The sequence below is a fragment of the Rhodothermales bacterium genome (assembly GCA_017643395.1).
In the GTDB taxonomy this organism is placed as follows: Bacteria; Bacteroidota; Rhodothermia; order Rhodothermales; family UBA10348; genus JABDJZ01.
The window spans coordinates 431,823-453,768 of sequence record JAEPNP010000002.1 but is presented as its reverse complement, the minus strand read 5'-3'; the positions used below and the strand labels follow the sequence as shown (position 1 = coordinate 453,768).

At 64.3% G+C, this 21,946-nt stretch carries 15 protein-coding genes; 7 read left to right on the top strand and 8 right to left on the bottom strand.

Annotated features, from left to right (window positions below):
* Position 1 precedes the first annotated feature (1 nt).
* From JJ896_10190 to JJ896_10180, 3 genes are read left to right on the top strand one after another with little or no spacing between them, the layout of a single operon-like run.
* Entirely contained in the window at positions 2-2,095 is a 2,094-nt protein-coding gene (locus tag JJ896_10190) for a glycoside hydrolase family 3 C-terminal domain-containing protein (GenBank protein ID MBO6780009.1), read from the top strand.
* 5 nt (positions 2,096-2,100) lie between these two features.
* Positions 2,101-2,946: a glycoside hydrolase family 16 protein gene (locus JJ896_10185; protein ID MBO6780008.1), complete on the top strand. Its 846-nt coding sequence runs from the start codon at positions 2,101-2,103 to the stop codon at positions 2,944-2,946.
* Positions 2,934-6,770, top strand: coding sequence for a ThuA domain-containing protein (locus tag JJ896_10180; GenBank protein ID MBO6780007.1), 3,837 nt, complete (start codon positions 2,934-2,936; stop codon positions 6,768-6,770). Before JJ896_10185 ends, JJ896_10180 begins: the two co-directional genes overlap by 13 nt.
* Here JJ896_10180 and xylB read toward each other — a convergent pair.
* Complete coding sequence (gene xylB / locus JJ896_10175) at positions 6,767-8,233, bottom strand: xylulokinase (GenBank protein MBO6780006.1); 1,467 nt, start codon at positions 8,231-8,233, stop codon at positions 6,767-6,769. The two genes, JJ896_10180 and xylB, sit on opposite strands and share 4 nt — an antisense overlap.
* A gap of 72 nt (positions 8,234-8,305) precedes the next feature.
* Between xylB and JJ896_10170 the strand changes: the two genes are divergently transcribed.
* On the top strand, positions 8,306-9,715 hold the full coding sequence (locus tag JJ896_10170) for a sugar porter family MFS transporter (protein ID MBO6780005.1): 1,410 nt from the start codon (positions 8,306-8,308) through the stop codon (positions 9,713-9,715).
* Positions 9,715-12,021: a glycoside hydrolase family 3 C-terminal domain-containing protein gene (locus JJ896_10165; protein MBO6780004.1), complete on the top strand. Its 2,307-nt coding sequence runs from the start codon at positions 9,715-9,717 to the stop codon at positions 12,019-12,021. The genes JJ896_10170 and JJ896_10165 overlap by 1 nt, the downstream gene beginning before the upstream one ends.
* Here JJ896_10165 and JJ896_10160 read toward each other — a convergent pair.
* On the bottom strand, positions 12,015-12,521 hold the full coding sequence (locus JJ896_10160; protein MBO6780003.1) for an HmuY family protein: 507 nt from the start codon (positions 12,519-12,521) through the stop codon (positions 12,015-12,017). The two genes, JJ896_10165 and JJ896_10160, sit on opposite strands and share 7 nt — an antisense overlap.
* 62 nt (positions 12,522-12,583) lie before the next feature.
* Between JJ896_10160 and JJ896_10155 the strand changes: the two genes are divergently transcribed.
* Positions 12,584-13,480 carry a carbohydrate kinase gene (locus tag JJ896_10155; protein ID MBO6780002.1) on the top strand — a complete coding sequence of 299 codons (897 nt, stop codon included), beginning with the start codon at positions 12,584-12,586 and terminating at the stop codon, positions 13,478-13,480.
* On the opposite strand, the gene JJ896_10150 is transcribed toward JJ896_10155, so the two are convergent.
* The 6 genes from JJ896_10150 to JJ896_10125 all read right to left on the bottom strand — a co-directional run bounded on the left by JJ896_10150 (position 13,477) and on the right by JJ896_10125 (position 21,305).
* On the bottom strand, positions 13,477-13,932 hold the full coding sequence (locus tag JJ896_10150) for a DUF1801 domain-containing protein (protein ID MBO6780001.1): 456 nt from the start codon (positions 13,930-13,932) through the stop codon (positions 13,477-13,479). The genes JJ896_10155 and JJ896_10150 overlap by 4 nt on opposite strands.
* A gap of 58 nt (positions 13,933-13,990) precedes the next feature.
* Complete coding sequence (locus JJ896_10145) at positions 13,991-17,182, bottom strand: efflux RND transporter permease subunit (GenBank protein MBO6780000.1); 3,192 nt, start codon at positions 17,180-17,182, stop codon at positions 13,991-13,993.
* Positions 17,179-18,369, bottom strand: coding sequence for an efflux RND transporter periplasmic adaptor subunit (locus tag JJ896_10140; protein ID MBO6779999.1), 1,191 nt, complete (start codon positions 18,367-18,369; stop codon positions 17,179-17,181). Before JJ896_10140 ends, JJ896_10145 begins: the two co-directional genes overlap by 4 nt.
* 2 nt (positions 18,370-18,371) lie before the next feature.
* On the bottom strand, positions 18,372-19,802 hold the full coding sequence (locus JJ896_10135) for an efflux transporter outer membrane subunit (protein MBO6779998.1): 1,431 nt from the start codon (positions 19,800-19,802) through the stop codon (positions 18,372-18,374).
* Positions 19,799-20,404, bottom strand: a complete 606-nt coding sequence (locus JJ896_10130; GenBank protein MBO6779997.1) for a TetR/AcrR family transcriptional regulator — start codon at positions 20,402-20,404, stop codon at positions 19,799-19,801. The genes JJ896_10135 and JJ896_10130 overlap by 4 nt, the downstream gene beginning before the upstream one ends.
* 112 nt (positions 20,405-20,516) lie before the next feature.
* The gene (locus JJ896_10125) at positions 20,517-21,305 is read right to left on the bottom strand and encodes an SDR family oxidoreductase (GenBank protein ID MBO6779996.1); all 789 of its coding nucleotides are present in this window, start codon (positions 21,303-21,305) and stop codon (positions 20,517-20,519) included.
* A gap of 41 nt (positions 21,306-21,346) precedes the next feature.
* Between JJ896_10125 and mscL the strand changes: the two genes are divergently transcribed.
* Positions 21,347-21,883, top strand: coding sequence for a large conductance mechanosensitive channel protein MscL (gene mscL / locus JJ896_10120; GenBank protein ID MBO6779995.1), 537 nt, complete (start codon positions 21,347-21,349; stop codon positions 21,881-21,883).
* Positions 21,884-21,946: the final 63 nt, after the last annotated feature.

Genomic DNA, 21,946 nt, shown 5'->3' with positions numbered 1-21,946 from the left:
GGTGATCGCAACGGAGCACAGCACACGGGTTGAGGATCTCCTCCAGCGTATGACGCTGGAGGAGAAGGTGGGGCAGATGACGCAGATGTCCCTGCACGTACTCTGTGACCCGGATCAGACTACGGACGATGGGCCCCAGCTCGATCAGATGCTGCTTCGGCAGGTTCTGGTGGAGGTGGGAGTGGGCTCGCTGTTCAACGTGGCCAAGGGGCCGCTGTTGCCTGGAGCCTGGCGCGACCTGATTGCGGGCATCCAGGACATAGCCACGAGCGAGACCCGTCTCGGTATCCCCATCGTATTCGGTCTGGATGCCGTGCACGGTTCCGGCTACACCGCCGGCGGCACGCTATTCCCGCACAATCTGACACTGGCAGCCTCCTGGCAGCCTGAACTGGCCCGCGAAGCGGGTCGAATAACCGCAGCCGAACTCGCTGCGTGCGGGGTATCCTGGAATTTCGCGCCGGTGCTCGACGTGGGGCGACAGCCTATCTGGTCCCGATTCTTCGAGACGTTCGGCGAGGACGTAGTGTTGGCTTCCACGTTCGGAGAAGCCGCGGTGCGCGGCCATCATGATGTGCCTGGTATCGCAGCCTGCGGGAAACACTTCGTAGGCTACTCGGCCCCCGCCAGCGGTCGGGATCGCACCACGGCCTGGATCCCCGATACGCTGCTCAGGGACGTGTACCTGCCCCCCTTCCAGGCAGCCATCCGGGCCGGGCTCGCTACCGTGATGGTCAATTCGGGCGATGTGAATCGTGAGCCCGTGCACGCGAGTCGATTCCTGCTTACCGAGGTGCTGCGGGACGAACTCGGATTCCGGGGCGTGGTCGTGTCTGACTGGGAAGACGTGGTCAAGCTGCATACCGTGCATCGAGCGGCGCCTTCCCTGCGAGACGCCGTGCGCGTGGCCGTGGAGGCAGGCGTCGACATGAGCATGACGCCCTATGACACGGACTTCGCGCCGCTTCTGGTGGACCTGGTAAAGGCGGGCGACGTCGGGGAGGATCTGGTGGACCGGTCTGTGCGCAGGATCCTGACCCTGAAGGAAGATCTGGGCCTGTTCGCGAATCCGCTGCCTCCGCAACCCCTGGAGAGCGCATCGCAAGAATCCATCATGGTCTCAGGAGACGCTGCCGCCGCCGGGCTGGTGCTCCTCGAAAATGACGGCGTGCTCCCCCTGGCCGAAGACGCGCGCGTCCGGGTGACCGGCCAGGGAGGTGACTCGCGGGCAGCGCTGTGCGGATCATGGAGCTACACGTGGCAGGGTGCCGATGAAGGGACCTTTCCCGATGACATCATCACGCTCAAGGGGGCGCTGGCAGACCTGATTTCGGAGGAGCGGCCGGATGTCGAGGTGGTGGTTCTGACAGAGACCCCATCGGTGGAGAAGCCTGGAGACATCGATGACCTGCACCTGTCTGCCGCCGAAGCGGAGGTGCTGGATGTAGCGGTGGCGACGGGAAGGCCGGTTGTCGCGGTGCTGCTGTTCGACAGACCGCGTCTGCTTCCGGCTTCCATCGATGCGTGTTCCGCCGTGGTGTGGGCGGGCAGGCCTGGCCCGCACGGGGCCGGGGCTGTTCGGCGATTGCTTTCGGGGGAGACCGAGGCTCAGGGCCGGCTCCCGTTCACGTACCCGCGGCATCACGCGGAGCTCGTGGCCTACGACCACCCGTCGACCGATCTCGTATCGCCTGACTACGGGCTGACCCGGGAATACGGCATGACCGGGCTGAACCCCCGGTGGTCGTTCGGGCACGGCCTCTCGTACACGCAGTTTGCGGTATCCGGGCTCCAGGTAGCCTGGCACCCCGGCGGCGGGGCGGCGTTGACGTGTCTCGTGAAGAATGCCGGCGAGCGGGCGGGCCGGTACGTCGTTCAGGCCTATGTCACCGACGAATACGCGCGCTACGCGCCGGCCGTGCGCAAGCTGGCCGGCTTTCTGTCTCTGGAATTGCGGCCCGGAGAAGAGAAAACCATCGACATGACACTGCCTCAACGCGCGTTTGGGTATCACACGCGGGACGGCTTCGTGGTGGAACCGGGGGACTTCCGGATTCAGGTCGGTGATTGTATCAGCACACTTACACTCGCTTGAGAGGGATGAAAGGTTTTACGAGCCGGCTGCTGCCGGCCATGCTGCTGCTTCTGGCGGCAGGGTGCGACTCCGGGGACGAATCGGTGGTCGACGATCCGGCCGACGACGGCCTGGTCTGGTCCGACGAATTCAACTATGAAGGTGCGCCGGACCCCAGCAAATGGGACTATGACACCGGGGCCGGGGGATGGGGCAACAACGAGGCCCAATTCTATACCAACAATCTGGACAACGCTCGGGTAGACGGGGAGCACCTGATTATCGAGGCCCACAAGGAGGATCTGGGCGGCTCATCCTACACCTCCGCGCGCCTGGTGAGTCGCGGCAAGGCGGCGTTCCTGTACGGCCGGGTCGAGGCCCGAGCGCGGATTCCCGCCGGCGTCGGTACATGGCCAGCCATCTGGATGCTGCCCGAGGACTGGGAGTACGGAGGATGGCCGGACAGCGGCGAGATCGACATCATGGAGCATGTGGGCAAGGACGAGGGGCGCGTGCATGCGTCCCTTCACATGGGAGAATTGAATCACCTCCGGGGCAACCCCGTGTCGGGCTCGATCTCCGTTCCCGATGCGACGACCGCCTTTCATGTGTACGCGGTTGAGTGGGAGCCGGACGAAATCCGCTTCTACATAGACGGCACGCAGGTGCCCCTGCAGACGTCGGCAGTCCCAGGTGTAGGCCGGTACCAGAATCCGGAACGGGGATCGGGCTATTGGCCCTTTGACAAACGATTTCACCTGCTCATGAACATTGCCATCGGTGGCAACTGGGGCGGTCCCGACATCGATGACACCATGTTTCCGGTGCGCATGGAGGTGGACTACGTGAGGGTGTACGCGTGGTCCGAGTAACGCTTCTCCTCCTTGCGCTCTGCACAGGAGCCGCGCCGGTGTTTGCGAGCCCCGAAGATGAGCGGACCAAGCCGGCGCAGGGCCCGGCAAAGGCGGTCTCGCCCGAGTTTGCACACGGATTCGCCGCCCTCGTGTTTTCCCGGACCACCGGTTTCCGCCACGACTCCATCGAAACCGGAATCCAGGCGATCCAGGCGCTGGCGACCGAACACGATTTTGACGTCACAGCCACCGAGGATCCGGCTGTCTTCACGGACTCGGGGCTGGCACCCTTTGATGTGGTGATTTTTCTGAACACCACAGGTGACGTGCTGAACGGCGCGCAGCAGTCCGCCCTGGAGCGGTTCATAGCCGCCGGCAACGGGTTTGTAGGCGTGCATTCGGCCGCAGATACCGAATACAACTGGCCGTGGTACGGGGGACTGGTCGGCGCCTGGTTTGCCAGCCACCCGGCCATTCAGCAGGCCACCGTGCAGGTCATGGACCGGGTGCACCCCAGTTCTGCAGGACTGAGCGAGCGCTGGGTGCGTACCGATGAGTGGTACGACTTCCGGTCCAACCCGCGCGACAGTGTGCACGTGCTGGCGACCATGGATACCGACACGTACAGCGGACATACGATGGGGCACGATCACCCCATCGCCTGGTGTCGCCCCTATCAGGGAGGCCGCAGCTGGTACACGGGCATGGGACATACGCGCGAAACGTATGCCGAGCCCGACTTCCGGGAGCACCTGGTGAACGGCATCGAATGGGCAGCCGGCGTCATTGAGGGCGACTGCTCAGCGACCATCGGTGCCTCTTTCGACTACGAAATTCTCGAGCGCACGGTGGACAGTCCCATGGATCTGGCCGTGCTTCCGGACGGATCGGTGCTATTCACCGAGCTTGAGGGGGCCCTGCGACTGTATGACGCGTCGACGCGCACCACGCAGACGGTCAACACGTTTTCTGTCTTCCGCCAGTCCGAAGACGGATTGCTCGGCATCGAACTGGACCCGGACTTCGAGACCAACAGCTGGGTGTACCTGTTCTATTCCCCATCAGGTTCGGAGGCCAAGCAGCACGTCTCCCGATTCACCTGGACGGGCGCAGCCCTGGACATGAGTTCGGAGGTGGTCCTGCTGGAGATCCCGACACAGCGGCAGGAGTGCTGCCACTCAGGCGGCAGCCTGGAGTTTGGACCGGACGGCAGCCTGTTCATTGCGACCGGCGACAATACCAATCCCTTCGCGAGTGACGGCTACGCGCCCATCGACGAGCAGCCGGGCCGGGAGCCGTGGGATGCACAGCGCTCCTCCGGCAATACGCAGGACCTGCGCGGCAAGGTCTTGCGCATCGTGCCGCAGACCGACGGCACGTACACCATACCCGAGGGCAATCTGTTCGAGGACCCCGCGGACGGGCTCCCCGAGATCTACGTGATGGGTGCGCGCAATCCCTTTCGCATTTCCGTGGATCCGGCCACCGGATGGCTGTACTTCGGCGAGGTCGGTCCCGACGCCCGGGCGGACAATGCGTCGCTGGGTCCGCGGGGCTTCGACGAGTGGAATCAAGTGCGTGCCGCGGGCAACTACGGTTGGCCATTCTGCTCGGGCCCCAACCTGCCGTACGGAGATCGTGACTTCGCCACGGGGATCGTTTCGGGCACATTCGACTGCTCCGCTCCGCGCAACACGTCCGTGAACAACACCGGAGCGGAGCTGCTGCCGCCGGCGCAACCCGCTTGGATCTGGTATCCCTACGACACGTCCAGCGAGTTTCCCGGTATCCCGGACGGTGGCGGACGCACCGCCATGGCCGGCCCTGTGTTTCAGTACGACGAGAGTCGTGTCGGGGAAGGCGGTTTGCCCGCGTATTTCCAGGATCGCGTGCTGCTCTATGAGTGGTCGCGCAGCTATATCCTGGTCGCCTCTCTGGATGCCGATGGAGACCTGCTGGCCCTGGACCGGTTGCCGGGAGAGCGGGACCTGCGACAGCCGATTTCCATGGAGCAGGGGCCGGACGGCGCGCTGTACCTGCTGGAGTGGGGCACGGGGTTCGGTACCGGGAACGATGACGCGCGACTCTCTCGCATCAGCTTCACCGGCGGCGAGCGCAAACCCGTAGCCCGGCTCGCGGCAGATCCGCAGTCCGGGCCCGTGCCTTTGGAAGTCAGCTTCAGCGCCGCGGGGTCGTTTGATCCGGACGGCGATCCGCTGACCTACGCATGGGACTTCGACGGCGACGGATCGGCGGATGCCAACACGGCTGAAGGCACGTTCACGTACACGACGCCCGGCGACTATCTGGCCCGTCTCACGGTTACCGATTCCAACGGCAATCTGACCGAGGCCACCATCACCATCACGGCCGGAAATACGCGTCCGGTCCTCGAAGTTGACAACCCCGTCGATCGCGGTCTTGTCGCCTGGGGCGCCACGGTGCCGTTCCGTGTCACGGTCAGTGACGCGGAGGACGGCTCCAGCGAAGACGGAAGCATCGACTGCTCCAACGTGGAGGTCCTGCTTTTTCTGGGACACGATGCCCATACGCACCCGCTCGGCACCACGTCCGGCTGCGAGGGTGAGTTGCGACTGGCGCCTGGTCACGGCGATTCCGGCGACAAGCTGTTCCACGTCATCGAATTCCGATACACGGATGGGGGCGCGGGCTCGGCGGGCCCGATCACCGTGACCGAAGAACGGGTGCTGCTGCCCACACTGGTTGAAGCCGAGCACTACGATGCGGAAAACGGCATTCAGACGGAGACCACTAGCGATGTGCTCGGAGGCGGGATAAACATCGGCTGGATCGATCACGGGGACTGGATCCGGTTTGATGAGATGGACCTGACCGCGCTGGACTTTGTGACATTTCGTGTGGCGTCGGCGGGCACGGGCGGCTGGCTGCGCATGCGGCGCGGGGAGCTCGACGGTCCGATTGTCGCGGAGGTCTACGTAGTGCCGACCGGAGGCTGGCAGGAATGGCGCGACCTCATTGTGCCGCTCAATGACGTGTCGCAGGAGGGCCCCCTGTACCTGGAGTTCTCGAACTCCGTGGGAGACTCGGGCCTCTTCAACATCAACTACCTGAAATTCCATGGGGCTGGTCTGGGTGATGCCCCGGACGTGCCAGAAGGCCTGGAGGCGGTTTACCTGGCGCGCTCCGGTCAGTCGCGCCTTGAGCGCCAGGAGCCCGGCGTGGCCTTCGACTGGCGGGACGGAGGTCCGGTATTCGGCGCCCCGCCGTTCACGTCCACGTGGATCGGCACATTCGATCCACCTTCTGATGGGGTATACACGGTTCACCTCCGCACGCAGGGTACCGCAGATGTCTCGTTGGGTGGCATCGTGGTGGCCGACCTCGACAGTCCGGGCTCGGAGCGGGTCACCCGGAGTCGCGGCACCAGGCTGAACCCGAGCCAGCCGGTGGACGTGGTTGTTACCTATGCGAGCGGCACCGGACGATCGGCGCTGTGGGTGGAAATGGAGGGTCCTGGCGTGCCCCGCCAGACGCTGGGCGGCGGCCTTACCACGCCAGGCAGTTCGGTCTCGTCTGCTGCCGGACCCGAGTTGCCCGCGAGCCTGGAGGTTTCGGCAGCGTACCCGAACCCAACGTCCGACCGCGCGAAGCTCGAACTCCTGATCCCATCACCGGAGCCGGTGGACATCGTAGTGCATGACCTTCTGGGCCGCGAGGTTCAGCGTCATCGCTACGAGACAGTGCGCCCCGGCGCGTGGCGGTCCGAGCTCGACCTTCGGGGGCTGGCAGCCGGCGTTTATCAGGTGGTCATTCGACAGGGTGCCTTTTGGCGCTCACAGGCAGTGCTGAAAGTGCGCTAGGCATGGAGAGCCGGATACAGGGCCCGGAATCTCGCCAACGGCTCCGCATAGTCTCCCGGTGAGTCTGGTGAGACGGTTGAGTCGGTCGAAACGGACTGTTCGACGCCGCTTTTTACATCCGGCCAGAGTCCGCCGGCCGGGCCGGCCAGAAGCGCCGCCCCCAGGGCGCCGCCCTCGAGATCCGTCATGCGGACGAGGTCCGTTTCCAGCACATCGGCCAGGATCTGGCTCCAGAGCGGGCTCTTCATGGCGCCCCCGCTGGCGCGCAACTGACTCGGACGGTCGAGGCCGACTTTGGCCAGCAAGTCAAGGTTGTCTCGTAGTCCGAACGCGACGCCCTCCAGCACGGCGCGGGTGAGGTGGCCCCTCCGGTGGCGGCGGGTAAGGCCCACGAAGGCACCCGTCGCGTCCGGATTGGCATGGGGGGTGCGCTCTCCGCTCAGGTAAGGAAGAAACGAGAGGCCCTCACATCCGGCCGGAATACCCGCAGCCTCCTCAAGCAACTGAGCGAAGGGTACATCCGCTGCCAGGGTGTCCCGATACCACGCAAGGCTGCCACCGGCGGACAGCATCACGCCCATGAGGTGCCACATTCCGGGAAGGGCGTGGGGAAACGCGTGTACGCTACCGGTCGGATCCGTGCGTGGAGTCGCCGAAGGGGCAAACACAACGCCGGAGGTGCCAATGGTCAGGGCAAAGGTCTGCGGGTCCACGGCCCCCACACCCACGGCTTGAGCGGCCTGATCCCCGGCGCCGGCCACGACCGGGATTCCTGCAGGAAGCCCGGACTCCCGAGATGCGTCTGCCTTCACAACGCCGGTCACCTCCGGGCCCTCGTGCACGGGGGGCAACCAGTCCCCAGGTACATCCAGCAGGCGGAGCAGCTCGGCGCTCCAGTTTCGGGCGGTCAGATCCAGAAACAGCGTGCCGCCCGCGCCGGCGAGGTCGGTGGCGATGCGGCCTGTGAGGCGGAAGCGGAGGTAGTCCTTCGGAAGCAGGACCCGGCGCACGCGTGCCAGGACCTCTGGTTCATGCCGTCGCACCCACAGGAGCTTGGGAGCCGAGAATCCCGCGAACGCATCGTTGCCGGTAATGGCGACAAGACGTTCCAGTCCCACGGCTTCTCTGATTTCCGCGCACTCCGCCGACGCCCGCTGATCGTTCCAGAGCATGGCGGGCCGGAGCACGTCTCCCCGCTCGTCCAGCAGAACGAGCCCGTGCATCTGGCCGGTCAATCCGACTGCCTTCACATCGCCCGGGTCAACTCCGGACTGGTCCAGCACACCGCGGATGGCCAGGCAGGATGCGGCCCACCAGTCCTCCGGGTCTTGCTCGCTCCAGAGCGGCTGCGGGGTGTGCAGTGGGTGCGGCGAGGCGCTCACTGCCAGGACGCGTTCGCTTTCGTGCAACAGGAGCGCCTTGCATGCCGTCGTGGACACGTCCAGTCCGAGAACGAAGCCCATGTTTTTCTTATCTTGTAAACGTTTTCATACCGAAGGCAACCCGACCCTCCTACGTCCTCCCAGACCCGAGCCATGAGCCAGCCCAACCAGGAGCAGAATACGCTGCTGATCACCTTGATCAGTATAGTCGCCACCATTGGCGGTTTTCTGTTTGGATTCGACAGCGGAGTCATCAACGGCACCGTTGATGGACTGCAGGCGGCATTCGACTCCGACTCCGTGGGCACCGGGTTCAACGTGGCCTCGATGCTGCTGGGCTGCGCAGTCGGCGCCTTCTTCGCAGGCAGACTCGCCGACCGGTTCGGTAGACGCTCCCTTCTGATTGTTGCGGCCGTGTTCTTTACGATCAGCGCGTGGGGCTCCGGCGTTTCGGACGGATCGCTGGAGTTCGTGATCTACCGCGTTCTGGGCGGGCTGGCGGTCGGTGCAGCGTCGGTCATGGCGCCCGCCTATATCAGTGAAATTGCACCGGCGGAGATTCGCGGGCGATTGGCCACGATCCAGCAGATCGCCATCATCACGGGCCTCTTCGCAGCGTTCGTGAGCAACTACCTGCTGGCGAACGCGGCAGGTGCATCGACGGCTGAGTTCTGGGGCGGGTATCAGGCGTGGCGCTGGATGTTCTGGATCGAGGTGGCTCCGGCCATCATCTTCTTCGGCACGCTGCTCGCGATCCCCGAAAGTCCCCGCTTCCTGGTCATGAGCGGAAAGAAGGAGCAGGCCCGCGCCGTGCTGACCAGGTTGTTTGGTGCCACGTCCGCGGATGCCAAAGTCGCCGAAATCGATGCATCCCTGGCAGCCGACCATCATCGTCCACGCCTTTCGGACATCATCGACAAGCAGTCGGGACGCATCCGCAAGATCGTCTGGGTCGGCATCGGACTCGCGACCTTCCAGCAACTCGTAGGGATCAACGTCATTTTCTACTACGGCGCCGTGCTCTGGCAGGCCGTCGGGTTTACCGAGAGCGATGCGCTCATGATCAACGTGCTGTCGGGTGCCATTTCCATTGCCGCCTGCACGTTTACCCTGCTGCTCATCGACAAGTGGGGCCGCAAGCCGTTCCTGTGGGTCGGCTCGGCCGGCATGGCCGTGACACTTGGCCTGGTCGCAGTCGCGTTTTCGACGGGCACCCTCGACGCGTCGGGCACCTTGCAATTGTCGGACGGCATGGGCGTGCTGGCGCTCATCGCGGCCAACGCCTACGTGGTCTTCTTCAATGCCTCCTGGGGCCCGGTGATGTGGGTGATGCTGGGCGAGATGTTCCCAAACCAGATTCGCGGATCCGGGCTTGCCGTTGCCGGCCTGTTCCAGTGGGGGTCAAACTTCGCCATCACCATGACCTTCCCGATTCTGCTGGCGGGAATTGGTCTGGCTGCAGCCTACAGCATCTACGCCTTCTTTGCCGTCGTGTCCGTGTGGTTCGTGCTTCGCTTTGTGCACGAGACCAAAGGGGTCGAACTGGAGGACATGCAGGGTTGATGCGGAGTATTGGTCTGTTGCTGCTTCTGGGCGTAGCTGTGGAAGCCGGCGCACAACCCTACCAGGACGCTTCATTGCCCATCGCCGAGCGGGTTGAAGACCTGCTCGCACGCATGACCCTGGAGGAGAAGGCCGCGCAGGTGGTTTGCGTGTGGCAGGGGAAGAGCGTGCTCTTTGATGCGGAAGGCGCGTTCGATGCGGGGGCCGCTCAGAAAGCCTTTCCGCACGGGGTAGGCTGCATTGCGCGGCCGTCAGACTATAGTGGCCTTGCCGGCGGGCCGTCGGACTACAAGGGTGCCTACGACACCACGGTGCTCACCAACGCGCTGCAGCGCTGGGCCATGGAGGATACACGGCTCGGCATTCCGGTCCTTTTTCACGAGGAGGGTCTGCATGGGCTGCAGGCGCGTGACGGCACTCATTTTCCGCAGGCCATCGCCCTGGCGGGCACATTCGACACCGAACTGGTGGAGCGGGTGTACCGACGCGTGGGTCGCGAAATCAGAGCCCGTGGGGTGCATCATGTCCTGTCTCCGGTGGTGGACGTGGCTCGCGACGCGCGATGGGGACGCATCGAAGAGACCTACGGCGAGGACCCGTTTCTAGTGTCCCGCATGGGCGTGGCCGCCGTTCGGGGCTTCCAGGGCACCCAACTGCCCATCGGTCCCGAGCATGTCATGGCGACGCTCAAACACATGACCGGACACGGGCAGCCAGAGTCCGGAATGAACGTGGGTCCGGCCCAGATTGCCGAGCGCACGCTGCGTGAGGTCTTTTTCCCGCCGTTTGAGACTGCTATTCGGGAGGCGGGCGCCCAGGCTGTCATGGCCTCCTACAACGAGATCGATGGGGTGCCGTCACACGCAAATCGCTGGCTGCTGACTGATGTACTGCGGCACGAGTGGGGATTTGACGGCCTGGTGGTTGCCGACTACGGTGGCATCGGCGAGTTGGTGCGTCGGCACTCGGTGGCGGCGGAAGTCGAGGATGCGGCGCGGCAGGCGCTTGCGGCTGGTGTCGACATCGAGCTGCCCGACGGCGAGGCGTACCTAACGCTTGTGGGGCAGGTGCGGCGTGGAGATCTGTCCGAAGCCGTGTTGGACGTGGCCGCGCGCCGCGTACTGGCGTTCAAGTTCCAGGCCGGCCTGTTCGAACACCCGATGGCCGACCCGGAACAGGCGGAGCGCATAACGGGCGATGCGGCCGCGCGCGAGCTGGCCCTGGAGGCCGCCCGGAAGGCCATCGTGCTTCTGAAGAATGACGGAGTGCTGCCCCTGAGTCGCAATCCCGGCCGGATTGCAGTCATCGGGCCCCATGCAGATGACGTGGTGCTGGGCGGTTACTCCCACGAGCCGAGGCAGACGGTCAGCATCCTTGAGGGTATTCGGGCCCTGGCTGACGATGTGGTCTACACAGAGGGTGCGCGCATCACCGACACCAGAGGCTGGTTTGCTGACGAAGTACGACTGCCCGACCCGGCCGAGGATGCTCGCCGTGTGGACGAGGCCGTGGCCGTCGCGGCAGAGTCCGACGTTGCTGTTCTGGTCATCGGCGAGAACGAGCAAGTCAGCCGGGAGGCGTGGGTTGAAAGCCATCTGGGCGACCGGGCGTCGTTGCAGTTGATCGGGAATCAGCAAGAGATGGTCGAACGCATTGTGGCCACCGGCACGCCCACCGTGGTGGTTCTCAACCACGGGCGTCCGCTTGCCGTTACCTGGATTGCGGAGCATGTGCCGGCCATCCTGGACACGTGGTATCTGGGGCAGGAAACTGGCACCGCGGTGGCGGAGGCGCTGTTCGGTATCGTCAATCCCGGTGCCAGACTGCCGGTGACGGTCCCTCGGGAGGTCGGGCAGCTTCCCATGTTCTACAACCACAAGCCGACCGCGCGCAGAGGGTATCTGTTCGATAGTGCCGAGCCACTCTGGCCGTTCGGCTTCGGCCTCTCGTACACCACGTTCTCCTATTCGGAGCCGTCTCTGAGCGCCGACACGATCGCCCCGGACGGTTCCGTGATTGCCAGCGTAGCCGTGACGAACACCGGAGAACGCGCCGGCGACGAGGTTGTGCAGTTGTACCTGCGGGACGACGTGTCCAGCGTCACCCGTCCGGTGCTGGAATTGCGCGGATTTGAGCGCATCACGCTCGAGGCCGGCGAAACCCGGACCGTCTCCTTCGAGCTAGGCCCCGAGGACTGGCGCTTCTACGACCGTGCCATGCAGCGCGTCGTGGAGCCCGGCACGTTCAGCATCCTGATTGGTCCGGACTCAGAAAACCTGCAGCGCGTGACGCTGACTGTTCAGTGACCGGGGCCGTCCGCACCGAATACCGGCGAGCCGTCATCGGCAATCGTATACCGGAACGTCAGGTACCGGGGGTCTTCCGTAACCCGGTGGTAGTAGCTGTCGACCACCAGCTTGGCGTAGGAGTCGTCGGCCAACATGAGCACGAAGGTGTGGCCCTCCTTGGGCGTCACGACGTGGGTACTCATGTCGTAGCTGTACCACTGCTCGCCGTCAGCGGTCTTGACGAGCCCGCGCTTCATGCCCTCGACGGGAGACTCGGCCACGTCGTCGAACGCAGCTACCAGCAGCTGTCCGCCCCGGTTGGCGTGGATCTCGACACCGTTGATGAGGATGTCCCAGTTGGTTTCCGTCTTTTCGGCAGCCGGTACGGCCTCCCCGGTGCGCAGGTTGAAGTAGACCAGGCCGTCCGCCACGAACAGGTTGTCGACGGAGCGCACGTCCTGCGCTGTTGCGGGGAGCGTGGCGGCAAGCACCATCAGGAGAAGGAGCACGAAACGCATCGCAATCGGGGATTGGTTTCCATCCCCAACCTCCGCCACTGCACCCGGATCCAACCGAGCCTGTGAACCGACAACGAAACACTGCGAACGGTGCGGCTCCGGTCGTCTGCATAGGCGAGGTCCTTTGGGACGCCCTGCCGGATGGTCTCTTTCTTGGAGGGGCCGTCTTCAATGTGTCCTATCACCTGAACCGGCTGGGCACGCCCGCGGTCATGGCCTCCCGAGTCGGGACCGACCGACTTGGAACCGAGATTCGGGCCCGCATGGCGGCGCTCGGACAATCTGACAGACTGGTGCAGTGGGACACGCGGCACGAAACGGGATTCGTCCGCGTGTTTCTTGATCGCGAGGGCGTGCCGGGATACGAAATTCTGGGACCGGTCGCCTGGGATTTCATGGAGGCGAGCCGGGACTTGCTCGATGTTGCGCAGGTGGCTCCGGCCGTGGTGTTTGGTACCCTGGCGCAGCGAAGTGTGGACAGTCGAAAGACCATCCGGAGAGTACTGGCCTCCCCCGGCATCAAGGTGCTCGACGTGAACCTGCGTCCGCCTGACGCCGATCCTGACGTGGTCGGGCACGCGCTGGAGGCTGCCGATCTCGCCAAGATGGCCTTTGAGGAGCTCAATCAGTTTGCCGCCTGGTGGCACGGCCCGGAGGACTTCAGCGCGCGCGTGGCCTGGTTGGCCGAGCGTTTCGGTATCCGTCGTGTCTGCGTGACCGCAGGCGGAGACGGCGCATGGTTGCTGGACCCGGAGGGGCTGCACCGTGCCCACGGCATCCCGATCAGGGTGGCCGACACCGTAGGCGCCGGCGATGCCTTCCTCGCCGGCCTCACGCACGCGCTACTGACAGGGAAGGAGGGTCCAGAGGCGCTGGACTATGCCAACCGACTGGGTGCCCTCGTGGCTTCACGCGACGGCGCGACCCCCGACTACGAGCCCGGCGAACTGGTCGCCTAACGTTTGACGTTGGCCTCGTAGCGGGCAACCCAGTCCCGCGGCGTGATCCTGGCCATCAGCTCGCCGATCAGGTCATAGGGGATCTGATCCAGCTTCTTGAAGCGGATGCAACTCTTGCCCATGTCGAGTTTGGTGGGCACCCGTTTGGCGTACTCCCCCCTGAACCACTCAAGCAGCTCGGGATCGGCATAGATCCCCATGTGATACAGCGCTACGAAGTTCTTCTGGCTTGCAATGCTGGCAAAAGGCAGGGGCTCGTCCGGATTGCAGTGATACCCGTCCGGGTAAAGGCTGTGGGGCACCACCCACCCGGGCATCTTGTACTGCAGCTGCTCCTGAAATCCCTCCGGCAGGTTCTCGACAATCACGGCGCGCAGCCGCATCATCGCATCCTGCCTGTCCGGAGGCAGGTTCTGAAAGTACTCGTTGACGTCTGCAGCCGGGATTTGCATGGCATTCGGGCGATGGGGACCGCGGCAAGCTAGCAGTCGCCGCGGACCGCCTCAACTGCTAGCCGTCCTGGGTCACGAAGGAGGTCCGGTTTGCGGAGCGGCTGAACCGCGCCTTGACCCATTCGCTTGCCTCGAACTGCCACATGGTCAGGGCGGGTACAAGGATGAGAATGATGCCCGTAGCGAACACGATGCCGAAGCCGAGTGCCACGGCCATCGGCACCAGGAACTGGGCCTGCACGCTGCGCTCCAGAATGAGCGGCAGCACGCCGAGGAATGTGGTGATTGTGGTCAGCAGGATGGGCCTGAATCGAGCCTTCGCGCCGATCAGAATCGCCTCCGACATGGGTTTGCCCTTGTCCCGCTCTTCGTTGATGAAGTCCACCAGGACAAGACTGTCGTTCACGACCACCCCGCTCAGGCCGACAATGCCAAACATCGAGAGCAGCCCCAGATCCAGGCCGAACAGCAGATGACCGACGAGGGCGCCGATCAGCCCGAAAGGAATCGCAGCCATGATGATGATGGGCTGGATGTACGAGCCGAACGGAATGGCCAGCAGGCAATAGATGACGAACATGGCCAGCGGGAAGAAGATGGCCAGGGCAGCCATGGTATCTGCCTGTTCGGCCTGCTCGCCCTCGAAGCTCACACGCAGTCCCGGGTGGACCCGTTGCAGGCCGGGCACGATCTCGGCCTCGAGTTGGGCGATGACCGCATCGGCCGAAACCTGCCCGGTGTTCACGTCGGCGGTCACCGTAACGATGCGGCGACCGTTCTTGCGATTGATCGCCGTGGGGGCGGCACCGGTCTCGACGGAAGCCACCTCGTAAAGCGGTACGTATCCGCCGGCCGGCGTTCGAATGCGGTAGTCCGCCACATCGCCGAGTGCGTCCCGTTCCTCCTCGGGCAGGCGAACATACACGCGCACTTCGTCGCGCCCGCGCTGCACCCGCAGCGCTTCTGCGCCGAAGTACGCGGCCTGAACCTGCTGCGCCAGATCGGCAAGGGAGAGTCCGAGCGTGGTGGCCTCGGGCTTGATGTCCAGTTGCAGCTCCTGCTTGCCGGCATCCTGATCGTCGGCTACGTCGAACACGCCGGTAAATGTGCGTAGCTCCTGCTTGAAGTCTTCCTTGGCGGCCTCCAGAACTGCGGGATCCGTGGCGGACATCTCCGCCTGGATCGGGTTGCCCAACTGGATCACCTGCGAGGAAAACGTGAGCGTCTTGGCGCCTGTGATTTCACCGACGCGCTCGCGCCAGGCGGTTTCAAAGACCGCAGACGCCAGATCACGGGTTTCGGCTTCAGGCAGCTCGATGGAGACCTCGGCCACGTGGGAGTTGAAGATACCCTGTGAACCTGCCGAGCCGGGGCCGCCCTGGAGGGAGGGCTGCTCACCCACGGAGACGAACACATTCTTGAGCAGGGCGGGATGATCATCGTCCAGCTCGCCCTGCAATTCCTCGGCGACGTCCTGAGCGGCCTGCTCCAGATAGTCGGTAACCGCCAGGGTGCGCGCAGCCGGTGTGCCCGGCTGCAGCTCCAGGCGCGCCGTCACCACATCGCCCTCAATCTGCGGGAAGAAGCTGAAGCCGATGTATCCGCCGCGAACGAATCCGATGCTGATCACGAGCAATGCGACGGCGCTCGCGGCCACCACACCATAGCGGCGCGTGGCAAAGCGCACGCTCTTCTCAAGTGGACCCTCCACGAATCGCCGCAGGCCGCGATTGACGCGGGCCTGAACCCGGTCGATGGCTTGCGCAAGTCGGCTCCGGTGCGCGCGCGGGCGGTGTCCGAGGTGGTTGGGCAGGATGAACAACACCTCCACCAGGGAGAGCAGCAGGACCAGAATCACGATTTTGGGGATATCGCCCAGCAGCTTGCCGAGCGGTCCCGGTACCAGAAGGAGCGGCGTAAAGGCCGCTACTGTGGTGAAAACGGCGAAGATCACCGGCCGTGAGACGCGCTTGGCGCCGCGCACGGCGGCATCCATGGGATTGGCGGGATCCTTCTCCTGCTCGGCGGCGACGTTCTCACCGACCACAATCGCATCGTCCACCACAATGCCGATGGCGAGAATGAAGCCGAAGAGAGAGATGACGTTGACGCTCACGTCCAGCAGGATCATGAGTCCGAAGACACCCACGAACGACATCAGAATGCCTGCGGACGTCCAGAATGCCAGGCGGGTATTCAGAAACAGCGTGAGCGCGATGATCACCAGCAAGAGGCCGATCAGGCCGTTGCGTACCAGCAATTCCAGGCGACTGGCGAGAATGCGTGATTCGTCCTGCCAGATACCCACCTCGATTCCTGCGGGAAGGGTGGTGGTGAGTTCCGTGTCGATGTAGGCCTTGGCTGCGTCGACGATGTCGAGGGCGCGCTCATCGGCCGTGCGAAAGATCTTGATGAACGCGGCCCGTTCACCGTTGAAGCGGGTGACCAGATCGACGTCCTGAAACCCGTCCCGCACGGTTGCGACTTCGCCGAGAAGGATCTTGCTGCCGTCCGGGCGCGAGAGCAGTACGATCTCCTCGAAGTCGCGACCCGTGTAGTTCTGGCCCTTCGTGCGAAGCAGGATTTCCTCGGAATCGGTCTCCAGCCTGCCGCCGGGCAAATCGAGACTGGCTCGGCGCACGACTGCCGCCACCTGCGGAAGGCTGAGCCCGTAGCTCTCGAGGGTCGCGCGGTCGATCTCGATGGAGATCTCATACGGACGCAGCCCCGAGATCTGAACGAATGAGATCTCGTCCGTCGCGGTAAGGTCATCCTTGATGCGCTCGGCGAGCTCTTTGAGCGAACGTTCCGGGGCATCGCCGTAAATGGCCACCTGGAGCACGCTGCTGAGACTCGTCAGCTCCTGTACTTCCGGTTTCTCGGCGCCATCCGGCAAGGTGGTAATGCGGTCCACCTCTGCTTTGATGTCGTCGAGCGCCCGGGAGGCATCGGTGCCCAGCTTGAGCTCGGCGGTGACGATGCCGACGTTCTCTGCGGCGACCGAGGTGACGCGTTTGACCCCTTCTACAGCCTCTATCTGCTCCTCGACGCGCTGGTTGATGGATTGTGCGATCTCTTCCGGTGCAGCGCCGAGGTAGGTTACGCGCACCTGAATCGCGTCCAGCGAGGCCTCCGGAAAGGTCTGCTGCTTGATGTTCACCAGCGATATGAAGCCGGCAAACAGGATGATCAGCATCAGGAGATTGGCCGCAACCTTGTTGCGCGCCATCCATGCTACCGCGCCCTTCATGACTGTGCTCCGGTGTCGGTTGTGCGAACTGTCATCCCGTCCGTCACGACCAGCAGTTCGGTGGTGATCAGGTCGAACGTGTCCGGCAGGCCCTGCGCCTGAATCACGGCCCGGTCCTCCCTGCGCTGTACGACGGTCACAGGCACCATGCGAAGTGTGTTGTCTTCCAGCAGCCAGATTTCGGCGGTTCCACCACCTTCGTGAACGGCACCGCGCGGCAGGTCAAAGAAGCGGGGCAGCTCGATGCCGCGGATTCCGACCTGAACGAACGTTCCCACGAACAGCGGAGGACGACCGGCGGTCTGGAAGGGATTCGGGACGCGCACGACCGCGTTCACCTGCCGTGTGGCCGGGTCCAGTGCGCCCTCGATGCGGTCCAGAAAGCCCGGCCATTGTACCTCGCGGCCGCCGACCGAGGCGGTCACTTCGGCGGGTATCGAGCCCCGCACCGTCCAGTCCGGGTCGATGAGGTTCATTTGCTCGCGCGTGAGCTGCACGACCACTTCCACCTGATCGGTGCCGTAGATACTGGCAACCGGAGTGCCGGGCGCCACGAACTGGCCGAGGTCAACGGTCTTGGCGCGCACACGACCGGGGAAGGGCGTTGTGATGTTGGTGCGTTCCAGGCGGAGGCGTGCATCGGCAAGCTGAGCTCGGGCTGCTCTCAACCCTGCCTCGGCCAGTGCCAGCTGGGGCTCCCGAAACGCGAGTCGACCGAGTTCAGTGGAATCGGGCTCGGCACCCAGATCAGAGCGGCGGGAAGCGCGCTGCCACTCGTCTCGGGCCACGGCGACCTCTTCCCGCGCCTGCAGCACCTCAAACTGGCGTTGGGTGACCTGCGCCTCGGCTACGGCGACCGCGTTCTCATAGTCGGCAGATTCGATGCGAGCCAGCGTTTGGCCGGCGCTGAAGGTGCCGCCACTTTCCAGCGACGGAGATACCCAGGTGATGCGACCCCCGACCTGCGCGGCAAGCTGAATCTCCCGGCGAGGGCGGGTGGTGCCGGTACCGGTCACTTCCAGGTAACCCTGGGCCGCCTGGATGGTCCGGGACTCGACCAGCGGGGCCCTGGAGGGGGGTACCTCCCTTGGCGGATCGGCCCTGAGGGCCGCCAGGAGGCCGGAAACGGCGAATCCAGCTACAAGAATGCCGACGACCAATGCGGCGGACTTCAGTTTCTCTTTCATGGTCACAGTTCAGTCTGTGGTTCGGCCCACGAGCCGCCCAGTGCGCGGTGCACGGCGAGGCGGGCGAGGGCTACGTCGCGGTGGGCTCCGGCAAGGGAGGTCTCCACGCGGATCATGTTGCGCTGCGCGTCGAGCAGCGAGATGTAGGTGCCGACACCGCGTCGGAAGCGGGATTCAGCCGTCTGCAGGCTGGCCGCGGCGACGCGCGCTTCATCCCCAAAGAAGGCCAGCCTCTCCCGCTGATTGGCATGGGCGATCAGTGTCACCTCCACCTCCTTGAAGGCCGTCAGCAGGGTCTGCTCGTAGGCAGCCACAGCCTGCTCCAGGCGAGCGCGGGAGGCGTGCACGCCGGCCCTGAGGGCGCCGCCCTGAAAGAGTGGGGCCGTCAGCGAAGCGACCAGATTGCTGAAATTCTGGCTGACGTCCAGCAACTCGGAGAGCTCTGCGGCCTGAAGACCGCCGGTGGCCGTCAGGGAAAGGGACGGCAGCAGGCGTGCCCGCGCGGCACCTACCCCTTGTCGTGCGGCTTCCACCCGAAGAATTGCCGCAGCAACGTCGGGCCGCTGGCCCAGGATCTCGGCGGGGATCCCTGCGGCAATGTCTCCGGCGTCGGCCGGCGTCGCAGAGCCCATCGCCAGAATGGACCGGGCCTCACCGGAGAATCCGCCGATTACGACGCCCAGCCGGCCCTCAGCGTCCGCGAGGGAGGTTTCCAGAAGCGGGATGGAGGAGCGGGTGTTTTCAAACTCCTGCCGAATCGCGTAAAGCTCGAAGCTTGGCGCGATGCCACGCTCGAAACGGTCCTGGGTGAGTTCGACCCGCTCTTCAAGCAGCCCTACGTTGCGCCGGGCGAGTTCCAGCGTGCGGGCCGTCGTACGCACTTCCAGGTAGGTGGCTACGGCCTCGGAAATCACGCCCATCCGCGCGGCGCGCAGGTCTTCCTCAGTGGCCATGAAGGAGGCCAGCGCGGCGTCTTTTTCACTGCGAACGCGGCCCCAGAAGTCCACTTCCCATGCGAGCGTACCGGTGATGGTATAGGTCTCGTTGGTGAACCGGTCCGGGAAGTCGGGAATGCCGCCGCCGATGTTGCGCGCAAATCCGGTGTTGGACGGGGTTTCGGTCCGGGCGTAGTCGGCGCCGCCGATGACGGCGGGGAGTTGTTGTCCGCGGGCGATTCGGAACTGCGCCTGCATCTCCGACACGCGAGCAGCCGCTGCTGCGAGGTTGCGATTGCCGGCGAGCGCAGAATCGACGACGGTGTTGAGCACCGGATCGTTGTAGGCGGTCCACCAGTCTCCGTGGTGGGTCTCTCGATCGACTGCCGGAGCATCGGTGTATGACTCGGGCAACGTTACCTCGGCTGCCGGACGAGTGAGTTCGGGGGTCATGCTGCATCCGGCCAGGACAAGCAGCGGGAGGAGAAGTCGTTTCATGAGGTCCCCTCCATGCCCGACAGCACGAGTTGGGTCAGCGTGCGGGCCCGATCCGAGTGGAAACGTTCCGGGTCCTCCGCGGCGGCTGGAAACATGGCAAATACGGTGGGTTCGATGACGAACGGAAAGACACAGGCCGAGAGCAGCGAGAGAAAGACATGTCCGGGCCCTTCGTCAGAGGCAAGCCGCTCTTTCAGGGCCAGAGGAAGCAGGGGAGGCCCGTCCCCGTCCCGGGATTTCTGGATATGAGCGGCGAGTGACCGCCCGCCAGACAGGTTTTCCTGCACGAAGAGACGCATCACCTCCGGCTCGACGCTCAGGAATGCGGTGTAGCGCGATACAAAGCGCTCAATGGTCACCGGTATCGGTTCGTCCGCCGGTACACTGTCGCTGACCGCAGCACAGTAGCGCGCGAAGGCATAGTCGAATACGGCTTCATACAGGCGGTCCTTGCTGCGGTAGTAGTAGTGCAGCATGGCCTTGTTGATTCCGGCACGGTCGGCAATCTCCTGCATGCGCGCTCCGTCCCGTCCTTTTCGGCCAAACACCTCCAGAGCGGCCTCAAAAATGGCCTGCTCGGTGTCGGGTTGGGGATTCTCCATGGCGCTCACACGGGGAATCTACCTGATGGTTACACCAAATAGTGTGACCAAATGGTTAATTGTTGCGACGAATAATTCTCCTTGGCGTGGGACCAATCGGCCGGACGTCGGCTCAGTCCCGGCCGCGGAAGCCGTTCATGGCGTCGTAGATGCCGAACACCTTGCCGGCTGTGAATTCAAACACCGGCCGGGGCAGCACACCCTTCAGGAACGGACCGAGTTTCACCAGCGCGGGCATGCGCAAGTAGGCGGCGTCCCGCTCGATGGCCTTCATGATGCGACGGACCGCATCGTCCGGTTTCATGATGGGAATGATGGGGGAGGTGACCCCCGAAAACATGCCGGTGTGGATGTAGAACGGCTGCACGCAGGTAACCCGGATGCCGGTGTCGTCACGCTGCATCTCCAGGCGCAGGGAGTCGGAGAAACCGACCATGGCGAACTTGGACGCCGAGTAGGCCGAAAGCTTGGGCGCGGCGACAATGCCGGCGGCAGATGCAATGTTTACGATGTGACCCGTGCCGCGGTCGAGCATGGCGGGCAGCACTGCAGAGGCCAGATGCATGGGGCCGCGGATGTTGACGCCCAGGGTCCGGTCGATGTCCTCCGCAGTGTGATCTGCGAAGTCCTTACCGACAATGATTCCCGCGTTGTTGATAAGGATGTCCAGAGACGGGAGGTGCGTGGCTGCCTCGCGAATCTGTTCGGCGGAAGACATGTCGACCACATCGCCCGAGACCCGGTCCCCGAGTTCCGACACGGTCTCATCCAGACCGGCCTTGTTAATGTCCCACAGAACGACGCGGGCGGCGCCTTTCTGTAGAGCGGAGGCGGCCATGAGGCGGCCGATGCCGGAGGCACCGCCGGTAATGAGTAGGGTCGCGTCTTGGATTCGGCTCATGCGAACGGGAGATTCGGGGCCATCAATCTAGCCCGCGAGACATGGCAGCGCTCCTGAAGCAGTTCAAGAACTTCGTGATGAGGGGCAACCTCATCGATATGGCCATCGGCTTCACCGTGGGGGCGACGTTTTCGACCGTCGTGAAGAGCCTGGTGGACGACATCATCATGCCGCCCGTCGGTCTCCTTCTGGGGGAGACCGACTTCTCGGATGCGTTTGTGGTGCTCCGCGCCGGTCCCGAGACCGAGCCGCCGTACGCCTCGCTTCAGCTGGCGCAGGCGGCTGGAGCCACGACGCTGAACTACGGCTCGTTTCTGACGAACGTTCTGGCGCTGCTGATCATAGCGATGGCCATGTTTGTTGTCATCCGGATGATCCACAAGGCCTCGGAGGCGCTGAAGGACGAGTTCGGCGGAGATGAGAAGCAGGAGGCTGCAGAGCCGACGACCAAGAAGTGCGCGTATTGCAGGGAGGTGGTGCCCTTCAAGGCCAGCCGCTGCTCGCATTGTACCAGCTTCCTGGGTGTCGAAGGCGGCCCGCTTGAGCCGGATGCGTCAGTGCTGCCGGCGGGGGCTTGAGCGGGGTCTGGCAGGCGCGGCATCCTCGCTCCTTCGTGGTCGCTGCGTGACAAGTCAGCCGGC